Here is a 20,698-nt window from a genome sequence, read left to right as displayed (position 1 = left end):
TCCGGTTCAATCCAGCGTAGCGGCCTTGATGATGCTTTCCCATTTGGGCAGCTCCTTGCGAATCTGGGTTTGTACATCCTGGGGCGTGCCTCCCAGGGGTTCTTGCGAACGGCTGCGCAGTTCTTTTTCGACGCTCTCTGATCGCAACGCCTGGTTCATGGCGGCATTCAATTTGGCGACGACGGCGGGCGGCGTGCCGGCCGGTGCAATCAATGCGCTCCAGGCCGATTGCTCGTAGTTGGGGTAGCCCTGTTCGGCCACCGTCGGCACATCGGGGTTGGACGCGGCGCGCGACTTGGTCGTTACCGCCAGCGCACGCAGTCGGCCGTCCTTCAGATTGCCGATCAGGGGAGGCAGGTTTTCCATCATGGAATCGACGTGGCCGCCAAGCAGGTCGGACAGTTGCGCCGCTGTTGCCTTGTAGGGAATCTGGCGCACGGCGGCGCCAGTCTGCGCAATGAATAGCTTCACGCCGACTTCGCTGGTCGTGCCCGGGTCTGCCGACGTCATGGTCAGGCGGTCGGGCTGGGCGCGGCTGGCTTCGATGAAGCTTTTCAAGTCGCGGTACGGCGACGCGGCGTTCACCACGATGACGTTCGGCGTTTCAGCCACCAGGCCGATCGGCGTGATGTCGCGGTCCAGGTCATAGAGCTGCTGCTTGAACAAAAAGCGATGCAGCACCAGCGTGCCAACGTGGGCGTAGCCGATGGTGTAGCCGTCGGCGGCGGCTCGCACGACGGCCTGCGTGCCGATGCGGCCACCCGCGCCCACGCGATTTTCCACAACGACGGGTTGACCCAGCTGCCGGCTCATTTCCTGGCCAATCAGCCGGGCGGTGATATCCGCATTACCGCCTGCGGCGGCGGGCACGATCAGCGTGATCGCGCGGGCCGGATAGTCGGCGTGCGCGGCCGTTCCGGCAAGGCAAAGCAACACAGCGGCAAGACAGGCAGTGCGTTTCATGACGATTCCCGAGGCGTTGAGAGCTGCGCCATTGTGCGGTCGTCATCCGTGTATGCCGTTTGTTTTTATAAGATGGATGTTTGGAAAAATCTAACGGTTGTATTTCTGCTTTGCGTCGGCCTTGGCCCCCAAGCCGTAGCCCACTGCCGCGGCGGCCAGGGCAACGGCTGCGCCCAGCAGCGCAATCAGCGCGGCGCCGTAGCCAAGCGTGTCCACGCCAGCCTTGACCCATCCACTGGCGGCATCCCCGCCCCGGTACACCACGGTGTCGATGACGCTCTTGGTTTTGTATTTATCTTCGGCAGGCACCGCGGTGAACAGCATTTCGCGCCCCGGCCGGATCAGGGCGTATTCACCCGCGCGGCGCAGGATCATCGCGGCAGCCAGAACGCCAAAGACAGGAAAGGCGGCAAGCGCCAGAAATGACACCCCTACGGCGAGCGGCACCGCCGTCAACAGGAAGCGCAGCCCCAGGCGCGCGGCAATCCGGCCAGACAGAAAGAGTTGCGATAGCAGTGCCAGCGTCTGCACGGTGAAGTCCAGCGCGCTGAACACGCGCAGGCGTTCGGCCGTGGTGGGGAACGTGTCCGCAACAAGCCGCGCCTGCTCCATGTACAGAAAGGTATTCAGCGTGGCCAGCAAAATCACCAACAGCGAAATGCCCAACAGGAAGCGCGACCGGAAAATGCGGGAAATGCCAGCCAGGATGGCGCCCTGGATGGGTTGCTGCATATCCTCTGGGCCAATCTCCATGCGCGTTTCGGTGCGCCAGCGCAGCAGCCACTGCTTCAGGGGCAACGTGGCCGTCAGCAACAGGGCCGATAACAAGAGCAGACCGGCCGGTCCCAGCGCGCCCGCCAACAACGCGCCAAGTAACGGCCCGCACAGCCCGCCCGCGCTGGCGCCCGCAGCGATCAGCGCGAACAGGCGCTTGGCTGATTCCATGCGGAACACGTCGGCCATCAGGCTCCACGCGATAGAGACCACGAACAGGTTGAACACCGACAGCCACACATAGAACGCACGCGCAGCCCACACGCTGTCGGGCCGAAGATAGAGCAAGGCCGCAAACCCCGCCATGGTCAGGGCGAACAGGCTGTAGACCCAGGTCAACAACGTGGCGCGCGGCACCCGGGCGGACAGCCAGCCGAACAACGGCACCACTGCCAGCGTCGCCACGAAGGTTGCCGTGAACAGCCATTGCAATTGATTCACGCCGGCTTGGATGCCCATCGTCTCGCGGATGGGGCGCAGCATGAAATAGCCGCAGAACAGAAAGAAGAAGAACGCGAAGCCGCACGCGGCGGGCGCGATTTCGTCTTCATGGATGCCCAGCGCCCGCGCCGCGCGTTGGCGCAGGGAGTAGAGGGCGTCAGCCATCGCTTAAGCCAGCAGGGCGGCGATGCGTTCGCGCATGGCGGCGTCGGGCTGCCGGCCAAACCCGGCGAGCACGTTGTCGGCCATGTTGGCTGGCTTGGACGTGGCGGGAATGACGGCGGTGACGGCGGGGTGTCCGATGATGAATTTCAGGAACAGCTGCGCCCACGAGGTGCAGCCGATTTCCGCGGCCAGGGCAGGCAGGGCGCGGCCCTTTACCTGGCGAAATAGCGCGCCGTCTTGGAACGGACGGTTGATCAGCACCGCCACGCCGTTAGCCTGGCAGGCAGGCAGCAGGCGCTTTTCGGCGCTGCGCGCACCCACGGACAGATTGATCTGAAGGAAGTCGGGCTTCTCGCTTTCAACCAGTTGGGTCAGTTCGTCATGCGCGTAGTCGGTGTAGTGCGTGATGCCGACGTAGCGGGTGACGCCTTGCTGCTTGAGCTCTCGCAGCAGCGCCAGCTGGTTGCGGGTGTCGATCAGATTGTGGACCTGGATGAGGTCAAGCTTATCGCTGCGCAGCCGCTTCTGGGACTGGCGCACCTGTTCCATGGCGGATTCGCGGCCGGTCGTGCCGATCTTCGTCGCTAGAAACACCTGTTGGCGCAGGCCGCCGTGACGCGCCAGCAAGGCGCCCACGACGGCTTCGGCCTGGCCGTAGCTGGGGGCGGTGTCGATCAGGAAGCCGCCTTCCTTCAGGAAGGTGTCTAGCACCTGGGCCAGCGGCGCCATCGCTGCGGCGTCGTCGGGCGGTGCGTTGAAGGTGTCGGCCGTGCCTAGACCGATGACGGGAATTTGCTCGCCGGACGCGGGTATCGCCCGGCTGAGCATGGCCTGTTTGACGCTAAGCGCACGCGCGGCGCCGGCGGGTCCCAGCAGCGCGGCGCAGGTAGCGGTCTTAAGGAATCGGCGGCGGTCGGGCATGGAAAGCGCTCCTGGTGAAAAGCCGAAATAAAAAAAGGCCTACATGCGAATGTAGGCCTTTTGCTGAGTCTTGCGACCGGCGATTACTCGCGGTTGCCGCCGAAGATGCCCAGCAGCATCAGCAGGTTCGAGAAGACGTTGTAGACGTCCAGGTAGATGGCCAGCGTGGCGGACACGTAGTTGGTTTCGCCACCGTTCACGACACGCTGCAGGTCAACCAGCATGAAGGCCGAGAAGATGACGATGGCCATCACCGAGATGGTCAGCATCAGGGCCGGCAGTTGCAGGAAGATGTTGGCCAGGGCTGCGACCAGAATCACGACGGCGCCAATGAACAGGAATTTCTGCATTCCCGACAAGTCGCGCTTGATGGTGGTGGCCAGCGTGGCCATCGTGCCAAACACGATTGCCGTGCCGCCGAAGGCCGTCATGACCAGCTGCGAGCCGTTGCTGAAGCCCATCACGAAGCCGAGCAAGCGCGACAGCATGATGCCCATGAAGAACGTGAAGGCCAGCAGCAGGACAACGCCCATCGAGTTGTTCTTGTTTTTCTCGATGGCGAACATCATGCCGAATGCGCCGACCAGAAACACGATGGCGGACAAACCGGGGCTTGCGCCCATGACACGGTTGATGCCGGTGTAGAGGCCGACCGCGGCGCCCAGCACCGTGGGGATCAGCGAAAGCGCCAAGAGCCAGTAGGTGTTGCGCAGGACCTGGTTGCGAGCGACCTCGCCCGGCGCGCCGGCAACCGAGCCGGAACGATTAAAAGGGGACGGACGATATTCGTTCATGGAGAACTCCTGTGTACGGCAAAAATGGTGATTGCCTAGAAGGCTTAGATGGGAAGGATACCTTACAGTTCCCTGAAGAATCCAGTTTTTGGAAGATTTAGACCGGCTGTCGGACGCGCTTTTCGCGCCGGGCGTTAGCCGGGTTTTACCTCGCTAAGCACACGGGCAACGATACCCGGTAATTCAGCATCCATGCGCGTTTGCATGTGGTCGATGGCGTCGGCCAGGGCGCGGCGCATCAGCTGTTCCACCTCGGCTTGCAGGCGGGCGGACAGCACCGAGGCGTCGGGTAGAGCGGCGGGGGCGGGCGTTTGCAGCGCGGCGGCGTAGACGGCCGGCGCCTCGTCCACATCCCAATCATGGCCTTGCCCATCGGCGACATCGGTCAGCAGCGGAAATGCGTCGTCGGCGTCCGTGTCATCGGCCAGATCCGTCAGCAGGGGGGCGTCGGGCTCCGCCGGACCCAGAGGCGCGTGCAGCGTCGGCTCGGCCCGTTGGGTCAAGGTAGGGATGCCGGGATCAGTGGGGCGAGCGGGCATGGGAACTCCCGAAGTTTTCAAATGGCGTGGCGGGCGGGGCGATGGCCCGCCGTGCCGGATGGGGCAATCAGGCGCCAGGGGGCTGGCGGCTGAGATCGTGGCTTTGCGGCGTGTGGCCGGCGTTCTGGTAGACGCGCCAGCGCTGACGGGCGGCCTGCTTGTCGTCCGGGTCATCCGACACGATTTCAAGCAGGCGCTCGAAGGCGTCAAAGCCGGGCGGGCAGTCGTTGTCCAGATTCAGCAGCCAGAGCGGGGACGTGTCGCCACGGTCTGCGGGCCGGGCGGCCAGCGCCGCTTGTTGCGGATCGCCTGCCGTCAGCACCACGGGCGTTTCGGACGCCAGCGGGTCATTGGCCAGCACGTGCGGCACGAAAGCCGTGTCGTCGAACGCCCACAGCATGCGGTCAAACGCGGCCAAGCGTGAGCCGTCTTTACAGTACACCACCAGCCGCTGCCCAGCCAGGAAGCGCTTGCGCACCACCTGGCAGGCGGTACGCAAGCGGTCGGGCGCGCCGAAGGCGAAGTCGATCCGCGTCATGCCCGGTTCCGTTGCAAGGGCTTCAAACCTGGTCCAGCAGGTATTGCATCAGCAGGGGCACGGGGCGGCCGGTGGCGCCCTTGTCCTTGCCGCCGCGCCACGCGGTGCCGGCGATGTCCAGGTGGGCCCACGGATAGGCCTTGGTGAAACGCGACAGGAAGCACGCTGCGGTCACGGCACCGGCCGGGGGGCCGCCGATGTTGGCCAGGTCGGCGAAGTTGGACTTCAGCTGTTCTTGATAAGCGTCGTCCATCGGCATGCGCCAGGCGGTGTCCAGCGACTGGCGGCCGGCAGAGGCCAGGGCCTCGGCCAGAGCGTCGTCCTTGGAGAACAGGCCGGTGTTGACGTTACCCAGCGCCACGACGCAAGCGCCGGTCAGCGTGGCGATGTCGATGACGGCGGCCGGCTTGAAGCGTTCGGCGTAGGTCAGGGCGTCGCACAGGACCAGGCGGCCTTCGGCGTCGGTGTTCAGGATTTCGATGGTCAGGCCGGCCATGCTGGTGACGACATCACCCGGCTTGTTGGCCGTGCCGCTCGGCAGGTTTTCGCAAGCGGGGATGATGCCGACGACGTCCAGCGGGAGCTCAAGCTCGGCCAGTGCGCGGAACGAACCCAGCACGCTGGCGGCGCCGCACATGTCGTACTTCATTTCGTCCATGGTGGCGGCGGGTTTGAGCGAGATGCCGCCGGCGTCGAACGTGATGCCCTTGCCCACCAGCACGATCGGGCCTTGCGCCGACTTGGCGGCCTTCTTGGCAGCCGCCTTGGCGCCCGCGTGGCGCAACACGATGAAGCGCAGCGGTTCAGCGGAACCGCGTGCGACGGACAGGAACGAGCCCATGCCCAGCGCTTCGACCTGTTTCTTGTCCAGCACTTCCACCTTCACCGACTTGAACTCGCGGGCCAGGCGCTTGGCCGTGTCGCCCAGGTAGGTCGGGGTGCAGATGTTGCCGGGCAGGTTGCCCAGGGTGCGGGTCAGCTCCATGCCGTTGGCGATGGCGTTGCCTTCACGCAAGCCCTTCTGGGCTTGGGCTGACTCGGCGCGCTCGACGATCTGAACGATCTTCTTCAGCTTGGGGCGGGCGTCGCGGTCGGGTTTGCCGAAGCTGGCGTCGTAGTGATAGGTGGCGTTGCCGGCTGCGATGGCGGCGCTGCGGGCGCGAGCAATGACGGGCACGTCCGCGATCGCATTGGCGACCAGCGTGGACACGCCTTCGGTCAGTTGGGCGGCAACGCAGACCGAGGCGAATGCCTGCTCGGCCGACGCGTGCGCGCGGGCGGAGTATTCATCTTGCTTGCCCAGGCCCACCAGCACCACGCGTTGCGCGGTAACGCCGGGCAATGCGCGCAACGTCAGGGTGGAGCCGGCGCGTCCGCGGAACTCGGCCTTGACCACGGCGCGCACGGCGCCGTTGGATGCACGGTCGATGATGTCGGCGGCGGGGCTCAACACGCCATCCGCGAACACCCCGACAGCCAGGGCGGCGGTTTTAACTTGGTGCAGGGAAGCAGTGGTCTGTGTGCTAAATTCCATGAGGGTTTCCCGTGTGCGTCTGTGTATGATGCGGTCGATTATCCCGCATATTCTCCCATGTCTCTATTTAAACGCTCTGTCGTCAGCGAGATCACCAGTCACGCTGGCGTTGTCTTTTCCACGTTGCTCATCGTGTGGCTCAGCGTGCTCCTTGTGCGCCTGCTCGGTGAAGCCGCGGGCGGCAACATCGGAGCCGACGTCGTTCTCGTGCTGGCCGCGTTGTCGACCATCACCGCGTTGCCGACCATCCTGGCCGTCTCGATCTTCATCGCGGTGCTCACGACCGTCACGCGCAACTACCGTGAATCCGAAATGGTGGTGTGGTTCGCCAGCGGCCTGTCGCTGGCGGATTGGCTCAAGCCCGTGCTGCGCGTGGCCGTTCCCGTTGCCTTGGCGGTGGCGGGCCTGACGCTTGTGGCCGCGCCTTGGGCGTACCGCCAGATCGGCGAATACCACGAGCGCTTTGAACAACGTTCCGACTTGTCCAAGGTCACGGCTGGGCAGTTCGCGGAATCGTCCGGCGGCAACCGCGTGTTCTTCTCCGAAGACCCCATTACGCCCTCTGACGAACTGGGTAACGTGTTCGCGCGCGAGACCGGCCCTGAATGGTTGAGCGTGTTGACCGCAAGCAGCGCCCACAGCGAAACCTTGCCCAATGGCGACCGTTTCCTGGTGCTGGGCGAGGGCCACCGCTATGACCTGAAGCCCGGCACGCCTGAGATCCGGCTGGTGCACTTCGATAAATACGGGCTGCGCTTGGAAAGCAAGGCGGGGGGCGACCCGATCGGCGAAGCGCGGGCTGCGGCCGAGCGTTCGTCCAAAGCGCGCACCACGATGCAGCTGGTGGCGGACAACACCGACAGCAGCTGGTCGCAAGTGATGTGGCGGATCTCGTTGCCGCTGGCGGCGCTGAATCTGGCGTTGCTGGCCATTCCGCTGGGAGCGGTGAACCCGCGCCTGGGCCGGTCGGGCGATTTGCTGATCGCGGGTCTGGTCGGTTTGCTCTATATGAACCTGATCAACCTGTCGCGCGCCTGGATTTCCAACGGCAAGCTCAGTTTTGGCGTGGGCGTGTGGGCCATCCATGGCGCGGTGGCGCTGCTGACCGTGTTCCTGCTCATGCGACGCTTGCGAGTGAAGGCGCCCAAGAACGGCGCCAACAGCGCGGCCCCCACGTAACGATCAGGCGAGCGGCTGATGCGGGGGGCTGCGGCCCTCGCGCCTATCTTGCCGTTCTGCTGTTCCTGCCGCCCCTGCCTTTCCTGCCGTTCTTGCCTCAAGGCAGGTATTTCATCGTGCCGCGCTTGCCGGCCAGCAGGTCGGCATTCTTCAGCACCGACTTGCGGATGAACTCCCACAAGACTGTCACGCGCTTGAGCTTGCGCAGGTCTTCGTGGCAGTACATCCAAAACGATCGCGTGATCTCTACTTCATTTTCCAGCACCGGTTTCAGCCGCGGGTCTTGCGCGGCGATGAAACACGGCAGGATGGCCAGCGACTGCCCTTGCAGCGCGGCGTGATACTGCGCCACCACGCTGGTGCTACGCAGCACCACCTTGCTGGCCGGCAGCAAATCTTCCAGATAGCGCAGGCGCTCGCTGAACAGCAGTTCGTCGACATAGCCGATGAACGTGTGCTCGGCCAGATCCGCACGGGTTGCGATCGGTTTGTGGCGCGCCAGGTAACCGGGCGTGCCGTACAGGCGCAGGGTGTAATCGCATAGCTTGCTGCACACATAGGGGCCACGCTGGGGACGTTCGATGGTGATGGCCAGGTCTGCTTCGCGCTTTGACAGGCTGACAAAGCGCGGCACCGGCAGGATGTCCAGCGTGATGTGCGGATAGCGGCGCTGGAAGTCGGCCGCAAGCGGTGTCAGCACATAGCTGCCGAAGCCTTCGGTGGCGCCAATGCGTAAATGGCCCGACAAGGCCTGGCCGATTCCCGACAAGTTTTCGCGCGCGGTATGCACCGTGCTTTCCATCTGTTCGGCGTGGACGAACAAGCGCTGGCCGTCGTCCGTCAGCACAAAACCCGCGCTGCGTGATTTTTCGAACAGCAGGGTGTCGAGCTCGGTTTCCAGGGCCCGGATGCGGCGCGACACGGTCGTGTGCTCCACCCCCAATTTGCGTGCGGCGGCGCTCACCCGCTGGGTGCGGGCCACTTCCAGAAAGTACCGCAGGCTGTCCCAATCCAACACGATTTCATCCTTATGGCGCGCGGCGCCGAACCCAATACTGCTTGTGCATGAATGCACAAGGAATGTGCATTTCTAGTGTTGCTTGTTGATTTTCACACATCTACACTGGGCCGGCAGGCCTCGGGGCATTGCCCTGAGAGTCGCAGGCCGCAAAGACGGCGCATAACGCTACACATCAGCGCATAACACTCAGGAGACAAATCCATGAAATTGCACGCACGCGGGCTGGCCGCAGGCTTGTGTCTGGGCGCATTGTTGGTGAGCCAGGCGCAGGCGGCCGACAAGCCGCCAGTGAAGATCGGCATTCTGACGGACATGTCCGGCACCTACGCCGGGATGGGCGGGGCGGGTTCGGTCGCGGCGGCGCAATTGGCCATTGACGATTGCCTGGCCGCCGAGTGCAAGGGAATGAAGATCGAACTGGTCTCCGCCGACAATCAGAACAAGGCGGACGTGGGCGCGGCCAAAGCGCGCGAATGGTTTGACCGCGACGGCGTGACGGCGATTGCCGACCTGACGAACTCTGCCGTGGCGCTTGCCGTGCAAGGCATCGCGCGCGAAAAGAACAAGGTCGTGATGTTCTCCGGCCCGGCCACGACGGCGCTAACCAACAAGGAATGCTCACCCGTTGGCTTCCATTGGATGTTCGACACCTATTCGCAATCCGCGGGCGGCGCCAAGGCCACCGTGCGTGCTGGCGGCAAGTCCTGGTACTTCATTACGGTCGATTACGCCTTTGGCCATTCGCTGGAAGCGGACACGGTCAAGGCCGTGAAGGCGCTGGGCGGCACCGTCGCCGGCAGCGTGCGCCATCCCTTGAACGCGCCTGACTTCGCGTCCTATCTGTTGCAGGCGCAAAGCTCCAAGGCACAGGTCGTGGCGCTGGCCAACGGCGGGCAGGACACGGTCAACGCCGTCAAGCAGGCGCGCGAATTTGGCATCGTGGCGGGCGGGCAGCGGCTGGTGTCGCTGCTGATCTTCCTGTCGGACCTGCGCGCCCTTGGGCTGGAAAGCGCACAAGGCTTGTCATATGTGGACGGCTTTTATTGGGATTACGACGACGCCTCGCGCGCCTGGTCCGCGCGCTTCGAAAAAGCCTTCCGTGGCCTGAAGCCCACGATGACGCAGGCCGGCGTGTATTCCAGCGTGTTGCATTACCTGCGCGCGACAGCCGCCGCCAGCAGCACCGACGGCAAGGTCGTGGCCGACAAGATGCGTGAACTGCCCATCAAGGACCCGATCATGCGCAACGCATCGATCCGCCCCGATGGCCGCGTCATCCACGACATGTACCTGTACGAAGTGAAGAAGCCCGCGGACTCCAAGGGCGGCTGGGACTATTCGAAGCTGGTGGCCACCATTCCGGCGGCCGAAGCCTTCCAGCCCCTGGCCGATTCGAGCTGCCCGCTGGTGAAGAAATAAGCCTGGCGCGCTGGCCGGGCCATTGTCCGGCCGGCGTGTTTGACGATTCATGAACGCGGATTCATCCGCATCGACTACGCAGTGTGAGGAGCATCAAATGAGTGAAGTCCCCCGCGTTCCGCTATTGATCGGCGGCAAGCTTGTGCAGTCCCAAACCACCGAATGGCGAGACGTGATCAACCCCGCCACCCAGGAGGTCGTTGCCAAGGTGCCCTTCGCGACCCGCGAAGAACTGGACCTGGCCGTCTCCAACGCCAAGGAAGCATTCAAGACCTGGCGCAACAGCGGGCAGGGCACGCGCATGCGCGTCATGCTGAAGTTCCAGGAGCTGCTGCGCGCCAACACCGGCAAGCTGGCCGAGATGATCACGCGCGAACACGGCAAGACGCTGCCGGACGCCGAGGGCGAGATCGGCCGTGGCCTGGAAGTGGTGGAGCACGCGTGCTCGATCGCCAACCTGCAATTGGGCGAGTACGCCGAGAACGCCGCGTCCGGCATCGACGTCTACACCCTGATCCAGCCGCTGGGCGTGTGCGCGGGCATCACCGCGTTCAACTTCCCGGTGATGCTGCCGTGCTTCATGTTCCCCATCGCCGTGGCCTGCGGCAACAGCTTCGTGCTGAAACCCTCTGAACAGGACCCGACCGCGTCCCTGTTCCTGGCCCAGCTGGCGCTGGAAGCCGGCCTGCCCCCGGGCGTGCTGAACGTGGTGCATGGCGGCCCGGATACGGCCAACGGCCTGTGCGAACACCCGGACATCAAGGCCGTATCGTTCATCGGTTCGACCCGTGTCGGCACGGAAATCTACAACCGCGCATCGGCGGCCGGCAAGCGTTGCCAGTCGATGATGGGCGCCAAGAACCACTGCGTGATTCTGCCGGACGCCGATCCCGAAGTGGCGCTGAACCAGCTGGTGGGCGCGGCATTTGGCGCAGCCGGCCAGCGCTGCATGGCGTCCTCGGTTGCCGTGTTGGTGGGCGATGCCCGCAACTGGCTGCCCGACTTCGTTGAGCGTTCGAAGAAGCTGAAGGTCAACTCGGGCACCGATCGTGAAGCCGATCTGGGCCCGCTGGTGTCGCCCAATGCCAAGAAGCGCGTCGAAAGCCTGATTCAAAAGGGCGTGGACGAAGGCGCCAAACTGCTGCTGGATGGCCGCAACCTGAAGGTGTCGGGCTTTGAGCAGGGCAACTTCGTGGGCCCGACGATTTTCGACGGCGTGAACGAAGACATGACCATCTATACCGAAGAAATCTTCGGACCGGTCCTGTGCTGCGTCGGCGTCGAAACGCTGGAAGACGCGGTGGCGTTCATCAACCGCAACCCCAACGGCAACGGCGTGGCGCTGTTCACCCAGGACGGCGGCGCGGCGCGCTACTTCCAGAACAACATCGACGTGGGCCAGGTAGGCATCAACGTGCCGATTCCCGTGCCGGTGGCGTGGTTCAGCTTCACGGGTTCGCGCGGTTCCAAGCTGGGCGACCTGGGCCCCAACGGCAAGCAGGCGGTTCAGTTCTGGACGCAGACCAAGACCGTGACGGCGCGCTGGTCCGCACACGCCAAGACCGTGAACACCACGATCTCGATGCGCTGAAAGGGGGACGCCTTGCTCCTAAGCTTATATTAATAAGTTATATAACGAGGCGTCCTTATTACTTATAATTGGCCCATCTATCAGGGGCCAATTTTATGAACCTCCAGCAATTTCGCTTTGTGCGCGAAACCATCCGGCGCGACTTCAACCTGACCGAAGCCGCCCGGATGCTCTATACCTCGCAGCCCGGAGTGTCCAAGGCCATCATCGAGTTCGAAGATGAGCTCGGCATCAAGATTTTCGAACGCCATGGCAAGCGCATCAAAGGCCTGACCAAGCCGGGTCTGGCGGTGTCGCAGGTGATCGACCGCATCATGCGTGAAGTCGACAATCTGAAGAAGGTCAGCGACGAATTCGCCCGCCGCGATGAAGGCGGTTTGGTGATTGCGTGCACGCACACGCAGGCGCGCTATCTGCTGCCCCGCGTGATTCCTGCCTTCCGCAAGCAATTCCCCAAGGTGCACTTGTCGTTGGCTGAAGGCAGCCCCGCGCAGTTGGCGGAAATGGTGCTGCACGAGCAGGCCGACCTGGCGCTGGCAACCGAGTCCTTGGCCTTGACGCCCGGCTTGGCCACCTTGCCCGTCTACGCCTGGGAGCACACCGTGGTGGTGCGCCCGGATCATCCTTTGGCCGAGCTGACCTCCAGCGCCGCCAAGCGCCTGTCGCTGGCGCAACTTGCCGAATTCCCCATCGTGACCTATGACCGCGCCTTCACGGGCCGCAGCACAATCGACGAAGTGTTCGCCAACCAGGGCATCCACCCGGACATCGTGCTGGAAGCCATTGATGCCGACGTCATCAAGACCTATGTCGACGTGGGCCTGGGCATTGGCATCATCGCCGGCGTGGCCTATGACCCGCGCCGCGACTCCAATCTGGTTGGCCTGCCCGTGGGTCACCTGTTCGGCACGCACACCACCCGCGTGGGCGTGAAGTCGGGCGTGTTCCTGCGCGACTACGTCTACACCTTCCTGGAAATGCTGGCGCCGTCGTTGACTCGCGCCGTCGTGACCGAGGCGGTGCAGGGCGCGCCGAAGTAAGCGAATTGGACGGCTGGCTTGCCCGGCAAAAAGAAGCGCGGCGTCTTGAGATGCCGCGCTTTTTTTTGCCCCTGAAACGGGGGCGACCGGCTGGAGAGCCGCGAGTTCCCTGGCTGATAGCAAATCTCACTATCCCTTTTGATAAGCTCATAAATATAATTAAATAAGAACCGATCTCATTTAAGTTGACTAAAAAATAGGAATCATTATCATTACATCCAGGCTCAACGACCAGTGAGGTTCATCATGACGGCAGGACTCAGTGCAGTAGTAGTTGGCGCAGATCGACTGGGCAATATTCCGGATCTGCTGAAAGGACACAATATTTCGATCACGCACCACATCAGTGGCCGCGATCCTTCGCACCAGAAGAAGACGCTTCAACTGCCTTCCGGCACGCAACTGGTCATCTTGCTGACCGACTTCCTTGGACACAACGTCATGAAGACCTTCCGCAACGCCGCGCAGCGTGGCGGCATCCGGGTCGTGGCTTGTCGCCGTTCGGTATGCAGCATGCAGCAAGCGTTGCAGCAGTGCGGCCTGTGCCCGCGCGCTGGTACCGTCCACTGAATGCCTGTTTTGCCGCTGGAACACAAAAACACTGGGGAGGCCGAAACGGCCTGCGGCTGAAAGGGCGATAGGCCCTGGACCGCGAAGAGCAAAAGCAAAACGCCGTCAGACTGATGTCTGACGGCGTTTTGTTTTTGGGGGATGGCGCCTGGCGCATCGCTTGTGCGACGATGCCAGGAACCGAATCAGTTTGCGGCGCGGGCGGAAGCCATCAGGCTGTTGTCCAGGCGGCGGGCGCCGTTGTAGCGCTTGGTCCAGTAGGCCATGGTCATGCTTTCGACACGCACGACGCCACCGGCGCTGGGCGAGTGCACGAAGCGGTCGTCGCCCAGGTAGATGCCCACGTGCGAGTAGCGGCGGCCCATCGTGTTGAAGAAGACGAGGTCGCCGGCCTTGAGTTCGTTCTTGGCGACCGACACGCCTTGCTGGGCGATTTCGGCAGCGTTGCGCGGCAGCTTCAGGCCCAGCGAACGTTCGGCCGAGTAGGCGACGAGGCCGCTGCAATCGAAACCGGTGTCGGGGGTACTGCCGCCGAAGCGGTAGCGGATGCCCAGGTAGTTCAGGGCTTCGCTGACCATGGCGTTGTCGCTGTTGACGCCCGATTGGGCTTGGCGTTGACGTTCGCGCTTGAATTTTTGCACCACCAGCATGCCGATGGGGTCATCGGCGGTGGCTACCCATTCCATTTCGTACGGATCAATCTCGGACGTATGGGCGGTTGACTTCTGGTTAGTGCCAGCACAACCTGCCAGGCCGGCCACACATGCCATCAACGCGAGCGTACGCAGCCCGCGCTTTGCCTGGCCAGTGGATGAATTGAGTCGCGCGATTATGGAGTGTCGATGCATTCGCCTGGGATGACTTGCCGGATGACAGCAAAAACCACGGGATTAGCCGTGGATCGGGCCGAAATGTCAGCAAAATCAACAATTATCTACAACTTCGCGGGGATTCTACCAAACTTTCACTACCGTTCTTGGACAGATCGGCAATGATTCCATGCAGCGTGGACATTTGGCGGAACTTTTTGACTTGTGGCAAGCCTCGTGCAAGGTTCGCCTACCAGAATGACCAAAAGATTCGAGAAGAAATCAATCAGCCTTAAGGCGTATGAACAATACCAGGAGACACAAATGCAAAAAACCCGGGATTTCCATTACAGATCATTGCATGACCGCGATGCGTTCTGGCGCGAGGAGGCCGGGCGCGTGCATTGGGAGACGCCGTTTCAGTCTGTCCTGGATTTCTCCAAACCGCCATTCGCCAAGTGGTTTGTAGGCGGCAAGACCAATCTTTGCTACAACGCCGTTGACCGCTGGCTGCCCACGCAGGCTGACAAGCCCGCCTTGATCTGGGTGTCCACCGAGGTGGATCGCGAACAGATCTACACGCGCCAGGACATCTACGAAGAGGTCAACGCCGCAGCCGCCATGCTCAAGGAGCTGGGCGTGGGGCGGGGCGACCGGGTGCTGCTGTACATGCCGATGGTGCCGGAAGCGGTGTTCACGATGCTGGCCTGCGCCCGCATTGGCGCGGTGCACTCGGTGGTGTTCGGCGGCTTTGCGTCAGTCAACCTGGCCCAGCGCATCGACGACGCGGCGCCCAAGGTGGTGGTGTGCACGGATGGCGGGTCGCGCGGGGGCAAGGTCGTGCCGTACAAGCCCTTGCTTGACCGGGCGCTGGGGCTGGCAAAGTCGCCGCCTGCCGCCGTCGTCGTGTTTGACCGCGGCCTGGCGCCGTTTGAACCCGTGGCGGGCCGTGACCTGGACTACGCGACGCTGCGTGCGCGCCATCGCGGTGCGCGGGTGCCGGTGCAATGGCTGGAATCGTCCGAGCCCAGCTACATCCTCTATACGTCTGGCACCACCGGCAAGCCCAAGGGCGTGCAGCGCGACACGGGCGGTTATGCCGTGGCGCTGGCGTCGTCCATGGAATACCTGTTCAACGGCCGTGCGGGCGACACTTTTTTCTGCACCAGCGATATCGGCTGGGTGGTTGGCCACTCTTATATTGTGTATGGCCCCTTGATCGCCGGGCAGGCGACCGTGCTGTACGAAGGCACGCCCGTGCGCCCCGACGGCGCCATTCTGTGGAAGCTGGTGGAACAGTTTGGCGTGAACACGCTGTTTTCGGCGCCAACGGCCGTGCGGGTGCTTAAACGTCAGGACCCGGCGCTGCTCAAGCGCCACGACGTCTCCAGCCTGCGCGCTGTGTACCTGGCGGGCGAGCCGCTGGATGAGCCGACCGCGCACTGGATTGCCGACGGCTTGGGCAAGCCCATCATCGACAACTACTGGCAGACCGAATCCGGCTGGCCCATTCTGTCGGCCCAGCCCGGCGTGGAGAACGTGCCCACCCGCTTTGGCAGCCCCTCGTTTCCCGTCTATGGATTCGACGCGCGCATTGTCAGCGAGTCCACCGGCGAAGACCTGGGGCCGGACGAAAAGGGCGTCGTGGCCATCGTGCCGCCCCTGCCGCCAGGCGCCATGTCCACCATCTGGGGCGATGACGAACGGTTTGTGCAGACCTATTTCACGTCCATCCCCGGGCGCCAGGTGTATTCGACCTTTGATTGGGGGCGGGTGGATGCCGACGGCTACTGGTTCATCCTGGGCCGCACCGATGATGTGATCAACGTGGCGGGCCACCGGCTGGGCACCCGCGAGATCGAAGAATCGGTCAACAGCCATAGCGGAATTGCGGAATGCGCGGTGGTGGGCGTGGCCGATGCGTTGAAGGGCCAGGTGACCATGGCCTTCGCGGTGTTGAAGAATCCCGCCGGGGCCGAGACCGCCGAAGGGGCAAAGCAGCTGGAAGGCGATATCATGCGGCTGGTGGAAGATCAGCTGGGAGCGGTGGCTAGACCCGCCCGGATCCGATTTGTGGGCGCGTTGCCCAAGACCCGATCCGGCAAAGTCTTGCGCCGTGCGATCGTCGCCGTGTGCGAAGGCCGCGATCCCGGAGACCTGACGACCATTGAAGACCCAACCGCCCTGGAACAGATCAAGGAGTCGCTGCAATGAATACCAAACCCGTGCTGAGCGCCGAAGACGTCAAGAAGATCCTCGCCGCGGCCGAAGCACACGCCGTGCAAAACAAGTGGGCCGTGACCATTTCGGTGGTCGATGACGGTGGCCACCTGCTCGGCATGCTGCGTCTGGACGACGCCGCCCCGATCTCGGCGCACATTGCACCCGCCAAGGCGAAGACCGCCGCGCTGGGCCGCCGTGAATCGCGCATCTACGAAGAAATGATCAACAACGGCCGCGTGTCGTTCCTGTCGGCGCCGCTGATCGAAGGCATGCTGGAAGGCGGCGTGCCGGTTACCGTCAACGGCCATGTCGTGGGCGCAGTCGGCGTGTCGGGCGTGAAGTCGACCGAAGACGYGCWGATCGCGCAAGCTGGCATCGCCGCGCTGGGCCTGTGAGTCAGACGAACCTGCCGGAGCCGTCGCCTGACGGTTTCGCGCCGAACGCCGGGGACACGGGCGCAAGCCCGTTGAACCCTGGCGTGAAAAAACGCGAAGTCTGGGCCTGGGCCATGTACGACTTCGCGAATTCCGGCTACACCACCGTGATCCTCACGGCGGTGTTCAGCACCTATTTCGTTGGCGTGGTCGGTGGGCGTGCCCCATGGGCCACGCTGGCCTGGACCGCGGCGTTGTCGCTGTCCTATCTGCTCATCATGCTGACGATGCCCACGCTGGGTGCGCGCGCGGACGCAAACGGCAGCAAGCGCCGCCTGCTTTACACCAGCACCATCGGCTGCGTGGCGGCCACGCTGGTGTTGACGCAAGCGGGGCCAGGCGATGTCTGGCTGGCATTGGCCGCCATCGTCGTCTCCAACTATTGCTACTGCGTGGGGGAATCCGTGGTGGCCGCCTTCCTGCCTGAACTGGCCCGGCCGCAAGCGCTGGGGCGGGTGTCGGGCTGGGGCTGGAGCTTCGGTTATTTCGGCGGCATGCTCACGCTGGGGCTGTCGCTGGTTGTGGTGACGCAGGCCGAAGCGCGTGGCATGACGGCGGAACATTTCGTGCCGTGGGTCATCGTCGTCACGGCCACCGTCTTTGCGCTGGCCGCGCTGCCGTCTTTCTTCATGCTGAAGGAACGCACGCGCCCGCAGGCAGACAAGCCCGAAGCGCTGCACATGCTCAAACGACTGGCTTATGCGTGGCGCGAGACCGGGCAGCACTATCCCGAATTCCGCCGGCTGCTGATGTGCATCGCCTGCTATCAGGCGGGCATTGCGGTGGTGATCACGCTGGCTGCGGTCTACGCGTCCGAGGTCATGGGGTTCACCACGCCGCAGATCATGCTGCTGGTGTTCACGGTGAACATCGGCGCAGCGGTGGGCGCGTTTTCATTCGGCTATGTGCAAGACCGCATCGGCCATAAGCCCGCGCTGGCCATTACCTTGTGTGGCTGGATCGTGATGGTGCTGGTGGCGTACGCGGCCACGACCGCGCCCGTGTTCTGGGTGGCCGCCACCTTGGCCGGGCTGTGCATGGGCACGACCCAAAGCGCGGGCCGCGCCATGACCGGCGCGCTGGCGCCTGCCGGACGCCTGGCCGAGTTCTTCTCGCTGTGGACCTTTGCGGTGCAATTGGCCGCTGTCATTGGTCCGCTGACCTACGGCATGGTGACGTGGCTGACGCACGGCGATCATCGCCTGGCCATCCTGGTGACGGGCCTGTTCTTCGTGGGCGGACTCATCCTCTTGTCGCGCGTAGACATGAAGCGCGGCTTGGCCCGCCGCGCCGCGATCTGATTGTCATTTGATCTTGATGTGATCTTCATCTGATCTTCACGCGCGCCCAGTGCCGCGCGCCTGATCGGGCTGCTATCCTTATGAACTGCCTTCGAGGCATCGCGTGCAGCACGCGATGCCTCAAGCTGTTTGCTTTGCACTGCTATGCAGGTGCGTTGTTTGCTTGTTGTGCCGCTTGAGTCAACGCCGTTTCGGCGTGTTTGCCTTAAGTCCGCATCGTCAGGTTGCTGCGTTCAGGCGGGTTTGCGGGCTCCGGCCCGCATTTTGCGTAAGGTGCCCGTAAGAGCGTGGCGATACGGTGGTGGGTGAATAAGAAAAATGCAAAACAGCGGCATCAACAACAAAATCACCGATTGGAGACAAAATCATGTCGAATGCTATTGAGTCCGTACTGGTAGAAACCCGCGTCTTCCCGCCGCCCGAGCGTGCGGCGCAGGGCGCGGCGATTCCCAGCATGGACGCCTATAACGCGCTGTGCGCCCAGGTCGAGAACGATTTCGACGGCTTCTGGGCTGGCCAGGCCCGCGACAACCTGCAATGGACCAAGCCGTTCACGCAGGTGCTGGACGAATCCGACGCCCCGTTCTACCGCTGGTTCGGCGATGGCGAACTGAACGTCTCCGCCAACTGCCTGGACGTGCACCTGACCAACGGCAACGCCGACAAGACCGCCATCATCTTCGAAGGCGATGACGGCACGGTGAACAAGGTCAGCTACCGCGAACTGCTGGCGCGCGTGTGCCGCTTCGCCAATGGCTTGAAGGCATTGGGCTACAAGAAGGGCGACCGCGCCATCATCTACATGCCCATGTCGATTGAAGCCGTCGTGGCCATGCAGGCCTGCGCGCGCTTGGGCGTGACGCACTCGGTGGTGTTCGGCGGCTTTTCGGCCAAGAGCCTGCAAGAACGCATCGTGGACGTGGGCGCGTCGCTGGTCATCACGGCTGATGAACAGGTGCGCGGCGGCAAGACCATTCCGCTGAAACCCGCCGTGGAAGACGCCATCGCCATGGGCGGTTGCGAGGCCATCTCCAAGGTCATCGTGTACCGCCGCACCGGCGGCAAGGTGGCATGGAACGAAGGCCGCGATCTCTGGATGCATGACGTCGAGGCCAACCAGCCCGACACCTGCGAGCCCGTGCCGGTCAACGCCGAGCACCCGCTCTTCATTCTTTACACCTCCGGCTCCACGGGCAAACCCAAGGGCGTGCAGCATTCGTCGGCAGGCTATCTGCTGTGGGCGCTGCTGACGGTGAAGTGGACCTTCGACGCCCGCAAGGACGACGTCTACTGGTGCACGGCCGACGTGGGCTGGGTGACCGGCCACACCTACATCACCTACGGCCCGCTGGCCGCCGGCCTGACGCAGGTGGTGTTCGAAGGCGTGCCCACGTATCCCAACGCCGGCCGCTTCTGGGACATGATCGCGCGCCACAAGGTCACCACCTTCTACACTGCGCCGACCGCCATTCGTTCGCTGATCAAGGCGTCCGAAGCCACGCCCGACGCGCATCCCAAGAATTACGATCTGGACAGCCTGCGCATCATCGGCACGGTGGGCGAACCGATCAACCCCGAAGCCTGGATCTGGTATCACAAGAACGTCGGCCGCGAACGCTGCCCGATCGTCGATACGTGGTGGCAGACCGAAACCGGCGGCCACATGATCACGCCGCTGCCGGGCGCCACGCCGACCAAGCCGGGCTCGTGCACGCTGCCGCTGCCGGGCATCGCCGCCGCCATCGTCGATGAAACCGGGGGCGACGTCGAAAAGGGCAATGGCGGGTTCCTGGTCATCAAGCGCCCGTGGCCCGCGATGATCCGCAACATCTGGGGCGACCCGGAGCGCTTCAAGAAGAGCTATTTCCCGTCGGAACTGCGCGGTTACTACCTGGCCGGCGACGGCGCGCAACGCGACGCGGACGGCTATTTCTGGATCATGGGCCGCATCGACGACGTGCTGAACGTGTCGGGCCACCGTCTGGGCACGATGGAAGTGGAATCGGCGCTGGTGTCGCACGAGCTGGTGGCTGAAGCCGCCGTGGTCGGCCGCCCCGACGACACGACCGGCGAAGCCGTGGTGGCGTTTGTGGTGCTCAAGCAGGCGCGCCCGGAAGGCGAAGAGGCGCAAGCCATCGCCAAACTGCTGCGCGACTGGGTGGCCAAGGAAATCGGCCCCATCGCCAAGCCCAAGGACATCCGCTTTGGCGACAACCTGCCCAAGACGCGTTCGGGCAAGATCATGCGCCGCCTGCTGCGTGTCGTGGCCAAGGGCGAGGAAGTCACGCAAGACGTGTCCACGCTTGAAAATCCGGCCATTCTGGAGCAGTTGGCCAAGCCCTTGTAATCGCATCTGGCCATGAATGGCCCGTTACGCTCTTTATGACAGGAGCATAATGTCAGACGCCCGCACCGGTTAATCGCTGGTCCGGGCGTCTTTTC

The 20,698-nt window shown here is 63.5% G+C and carries 18 protein-coding genes; 9 read left to right on the top strand and 9 right to left on the bottom strand.

Going from position 1 to position 20,698, the window contains the following annotated elements:
* Positions 1 to 6: 6 nt before the first annotated feature.
* From AC1DSJ_RS13550 to AC1DSJ_RS13520, 7 genes are all read right to left on the bottom strand, one after another.
* Positions 7 to 963 (bottom strand): Bug family tripartite tricarboxylate transporter substrate binding protein, encoded by a 957-nt coding sequence (locus tag AC1DSJ_RS13550; protein WP_342067113.1) that lies wholly within the window; start codon positions 961 to 963, stop codon positions 7 to 9.
* Positions 964 to 1,053: 90 nt separating this feature from the next.
* On the bottom strand, positions 1,054 to 2,343 hold the full coding sequence (locus tag AC1DSJ_RS13545; RefSeq protein WP_054424003.1) for an NTP/NDP exchange transporter: 1,290 nt from the start codon (positions 2,341 to 2,343) through the stop codon (positions 1,054 to 1,056).
* A gap of 3 nt (positions 2,344 to 2,346) precedes the next feature.
* Positions 2,347 to 3,264 carry an aldo/keto reductase gene (locus AC1DSJ_RS13540; RefSeq protein WP_441370639.1) on the bottom strand — a complete coding sequence of 306 codons (918 nt, stop codon included), beginning with the start codon at positions 3,262 to 3,264 and terminating at the stop codon, positions 2,347 to 2,349.
* An 83-nt stretch (positions 3,265 to 3,347) separates the two neighbouring features.
* Positions 3,348 to 4,058 carry a Bax inhibitor-1/YccA family protein gene (locus AC1DSJ_RS13535; protein ID WP_054423999.1) on the bottom strand — a complete coding sequence of 237 codons (711 nt, stop codon included), beginning with the start codon at positions 4,056 to 4,058 and terminating at the stop codon, positions 3,348 to 3,350.
* A gap of 134 nt (positions 4,059 to 4,192) precedes the next feature.
* Positions 4,193 to 4,597, bottom strand: a complete 405-nt coding sequence (locus AC1DSJ_RS13530) for a hypothetical protein (RefSeq protein WP_054423997.1) — start codon at positions 4,595 to 4,597, stop codon at positions 4,193 to 4,195.
* Positions 4,598 to 4,664: 67 nt separating this feature from the next.
* Entirely contained in the window at positions 4,665 to 5,135 is a 471-nt protein-coding gene (locus AC1DSJ_RS13525) for a DNA polymerase III subunit chi (protein WP_346552285.1), read from the bottom strand.
* 22 nt (positions 5,136 to 5,157) lie between these two features.
* A complete protein-coding gene (locus AC1DSJ_RS13520) occupies positions 5,158 to 6,669 on the bottom strand; it encodes a leucyl aminopeptidase (protein ID WP_342067110.1) in 1,512 nt (503 codons plus the stop codon).
* A 57-nt stretch (positions 6,670 to 6,726) separates the two neighbouring features.
* On the opposite strand from AC1DSJ_RS13520, the gene lptF reads away from it, so the two are divergent.
* The gene (lptF, locus tag AC1DSJ_RS13515; RefSeq protein WP_054423991.1) at positions 6,727 to 7,848 is read left to right on the top strand and encodes an LPS export ABC transporter permease LptF; all 1,122 of its coding nucleotides are present in this window, start codon (positions 6,727 to 6,729) and stop codon (positions 7,846 to 7,848) included.
* Between the two features lie 97 nt (positions 7,849 to 7,945).
* On the opposite strand, the gene AC1DSJ_RS13510 is transcribed toward lptF, so the two are convergent.
* Positions 7,946 to 8,866, bottom strand: coding sequence for a LysR family transcriptional regulator (locus AC1DSJ_RS13510; RefSeq protein WP_054424692.1), 921 nt, complete (start codon positions 8,864 to 8,866; stop codon positions 7,946 to 7,948).
* 204 nt (positions 8,867 to 9,070) lie between these two features.
* Between AC1DSJ_RS13510 and AC1DSJ_RS13505 the strand changes: the two genes are divergently transcribed.
* From AC1DSJ_RS13505 to AC1DSJ_RS13490, 4 genes are all read left to right on the top strand, one after another.
* Positions 9,071 to 10,288: an ABC transporter substrate-binding protein gene (locus tag AC1DSJ_RS13505; protein ID WP_054423989.1), complete on the top strand. Its 1,218-nt coding sequence runs from the start codon at positions 9,071 to 9,073 to the stop codon at positions 10,286 to 10,288.
* Between the two features lie 97 nt (positions 10,289 to 10,385).
* Positions 10,386 to 11,879, top strand: a complete 1,494-nt coding sequence (locus AC1DSJ_RS13500) for a CoA-acylating methylmalonate-semialdehyde dehydrogenase (protein ID WP_054423987.1) — start codon at positions 10,386 to 10,388, stop codon at positions 11,877 to 11,879.
* 95 nt (positions 11,880 to 11,974) lie between these two features.
* Entirely contained in the window at positions 11,975 to 12,919 is a 945-nt protein-coding gene (locus AC1DSJ_RS13495; protein ID WP_054423985.1) for a CysB family HTH-type transcriptional regulator, read from the top strand.
* Between the two features lie 246 nt (positions 12,920 to 13,165).
* Positions 13,166 to 13,489 (top strand): DUF2325 domain-containing protein, encoded by a 324-nt coding sequence (locus AC1DSJ_RS13490; protein ID WP_035212827.1) that lies wholly within the window; start codon positions 13,166 to 13,168, stop codon positions 13,487 to 13,489.
* 185 nt (positions 13,490 to 13,674) lie between these two features.
* Here the strand turns inward: AC1DSJ_RS13490 and AC1DSJ_RS13485 are convergent, their stop codons facing one another.
* On the bottom strand, positions 13,675 to 14,337 hold the full coding sequence (locus tag AC1DSJ_RS13485) for a C40 family peptidase (protein ID WP_441370640.1): 663 nt from the start codon (positions 14,335 to 14,337) through the stop codon (positions 13,675 to 13,677).
* Between the two features lie 219 nt (positions 14,338 to 14,556).
* Here AC1DSJ_RS13485 and AC1DSJ_RS13480 point away from each other — a divergent pair, with 219 nt between their 5' ends.
* The 4 genes from AC1DSJ_RS13480 (at position 14,557) to acs (ending at position 20,603) form a co-directional block, all read left to right on the top strand.
* On the top strand, positions 14,557 to 16,512 hold the full coding sequence (locus AC1DSJ_RS13480; protein ID WP_441370641.1) for a propionate--CoA ligase: 1,956 nt from the start codon (positions 14,557 to 14,559) through the stop codon (positions 16,510 to 16,512).
* On the top strand, positions 16,509 to 16,916 hold the full coding sequence (locus tag AC1DSJ_RS13475; RefSeq protein WP_476760324.1) for a heme-binding protein: 408 nt from the start codon (positions 16,509 to 16,511) through the stop codon (positions 16,914 to 16,916). Before AC1DSJ_RS13480 ends, AC1DSJ_RS13475 begins: the two co-directional genes overlap by 4 nt.
* Positions 16,913 to 18,256, top strand: coding sequence for an MFS transporter (locus AC1DSJ_RS13470; protein WP_428980484.1), 1,344 nt, complete (start codon positions 16,913 to 16,915; stop codon positions 18,254 to 18,256). The genes AC1DSJ_RS13475 and AC1DSJ_RS13470 overlap by 4 nt, the downstream gene beginning before the upstream one ends.
* A gap of 367 nt (positions 18,257 to 18,623) precedes the next feature.
* On the top strand, positions 18,624 to 20,603 hold the full coding sequence (gene acs, locus AC1DSJ_RS13465) for an acetate--CoA ligase (protein WP_054423977.1): 1,980 nt from the start codon (positions 18,624 to 18,626) through the stop codon (positions 20,601 to 20,603).
* Positions 20,604 to 20,698: the final 95 nt, after the last annotated feature.

This window comes from Achromobacter sp. 01N37 (genome assembly GCF_056399725.1).
Note: the sequence above shows the minus strand (reverse complement) of the source record. Positions and strands in the feature narration are given on the sequence as shown.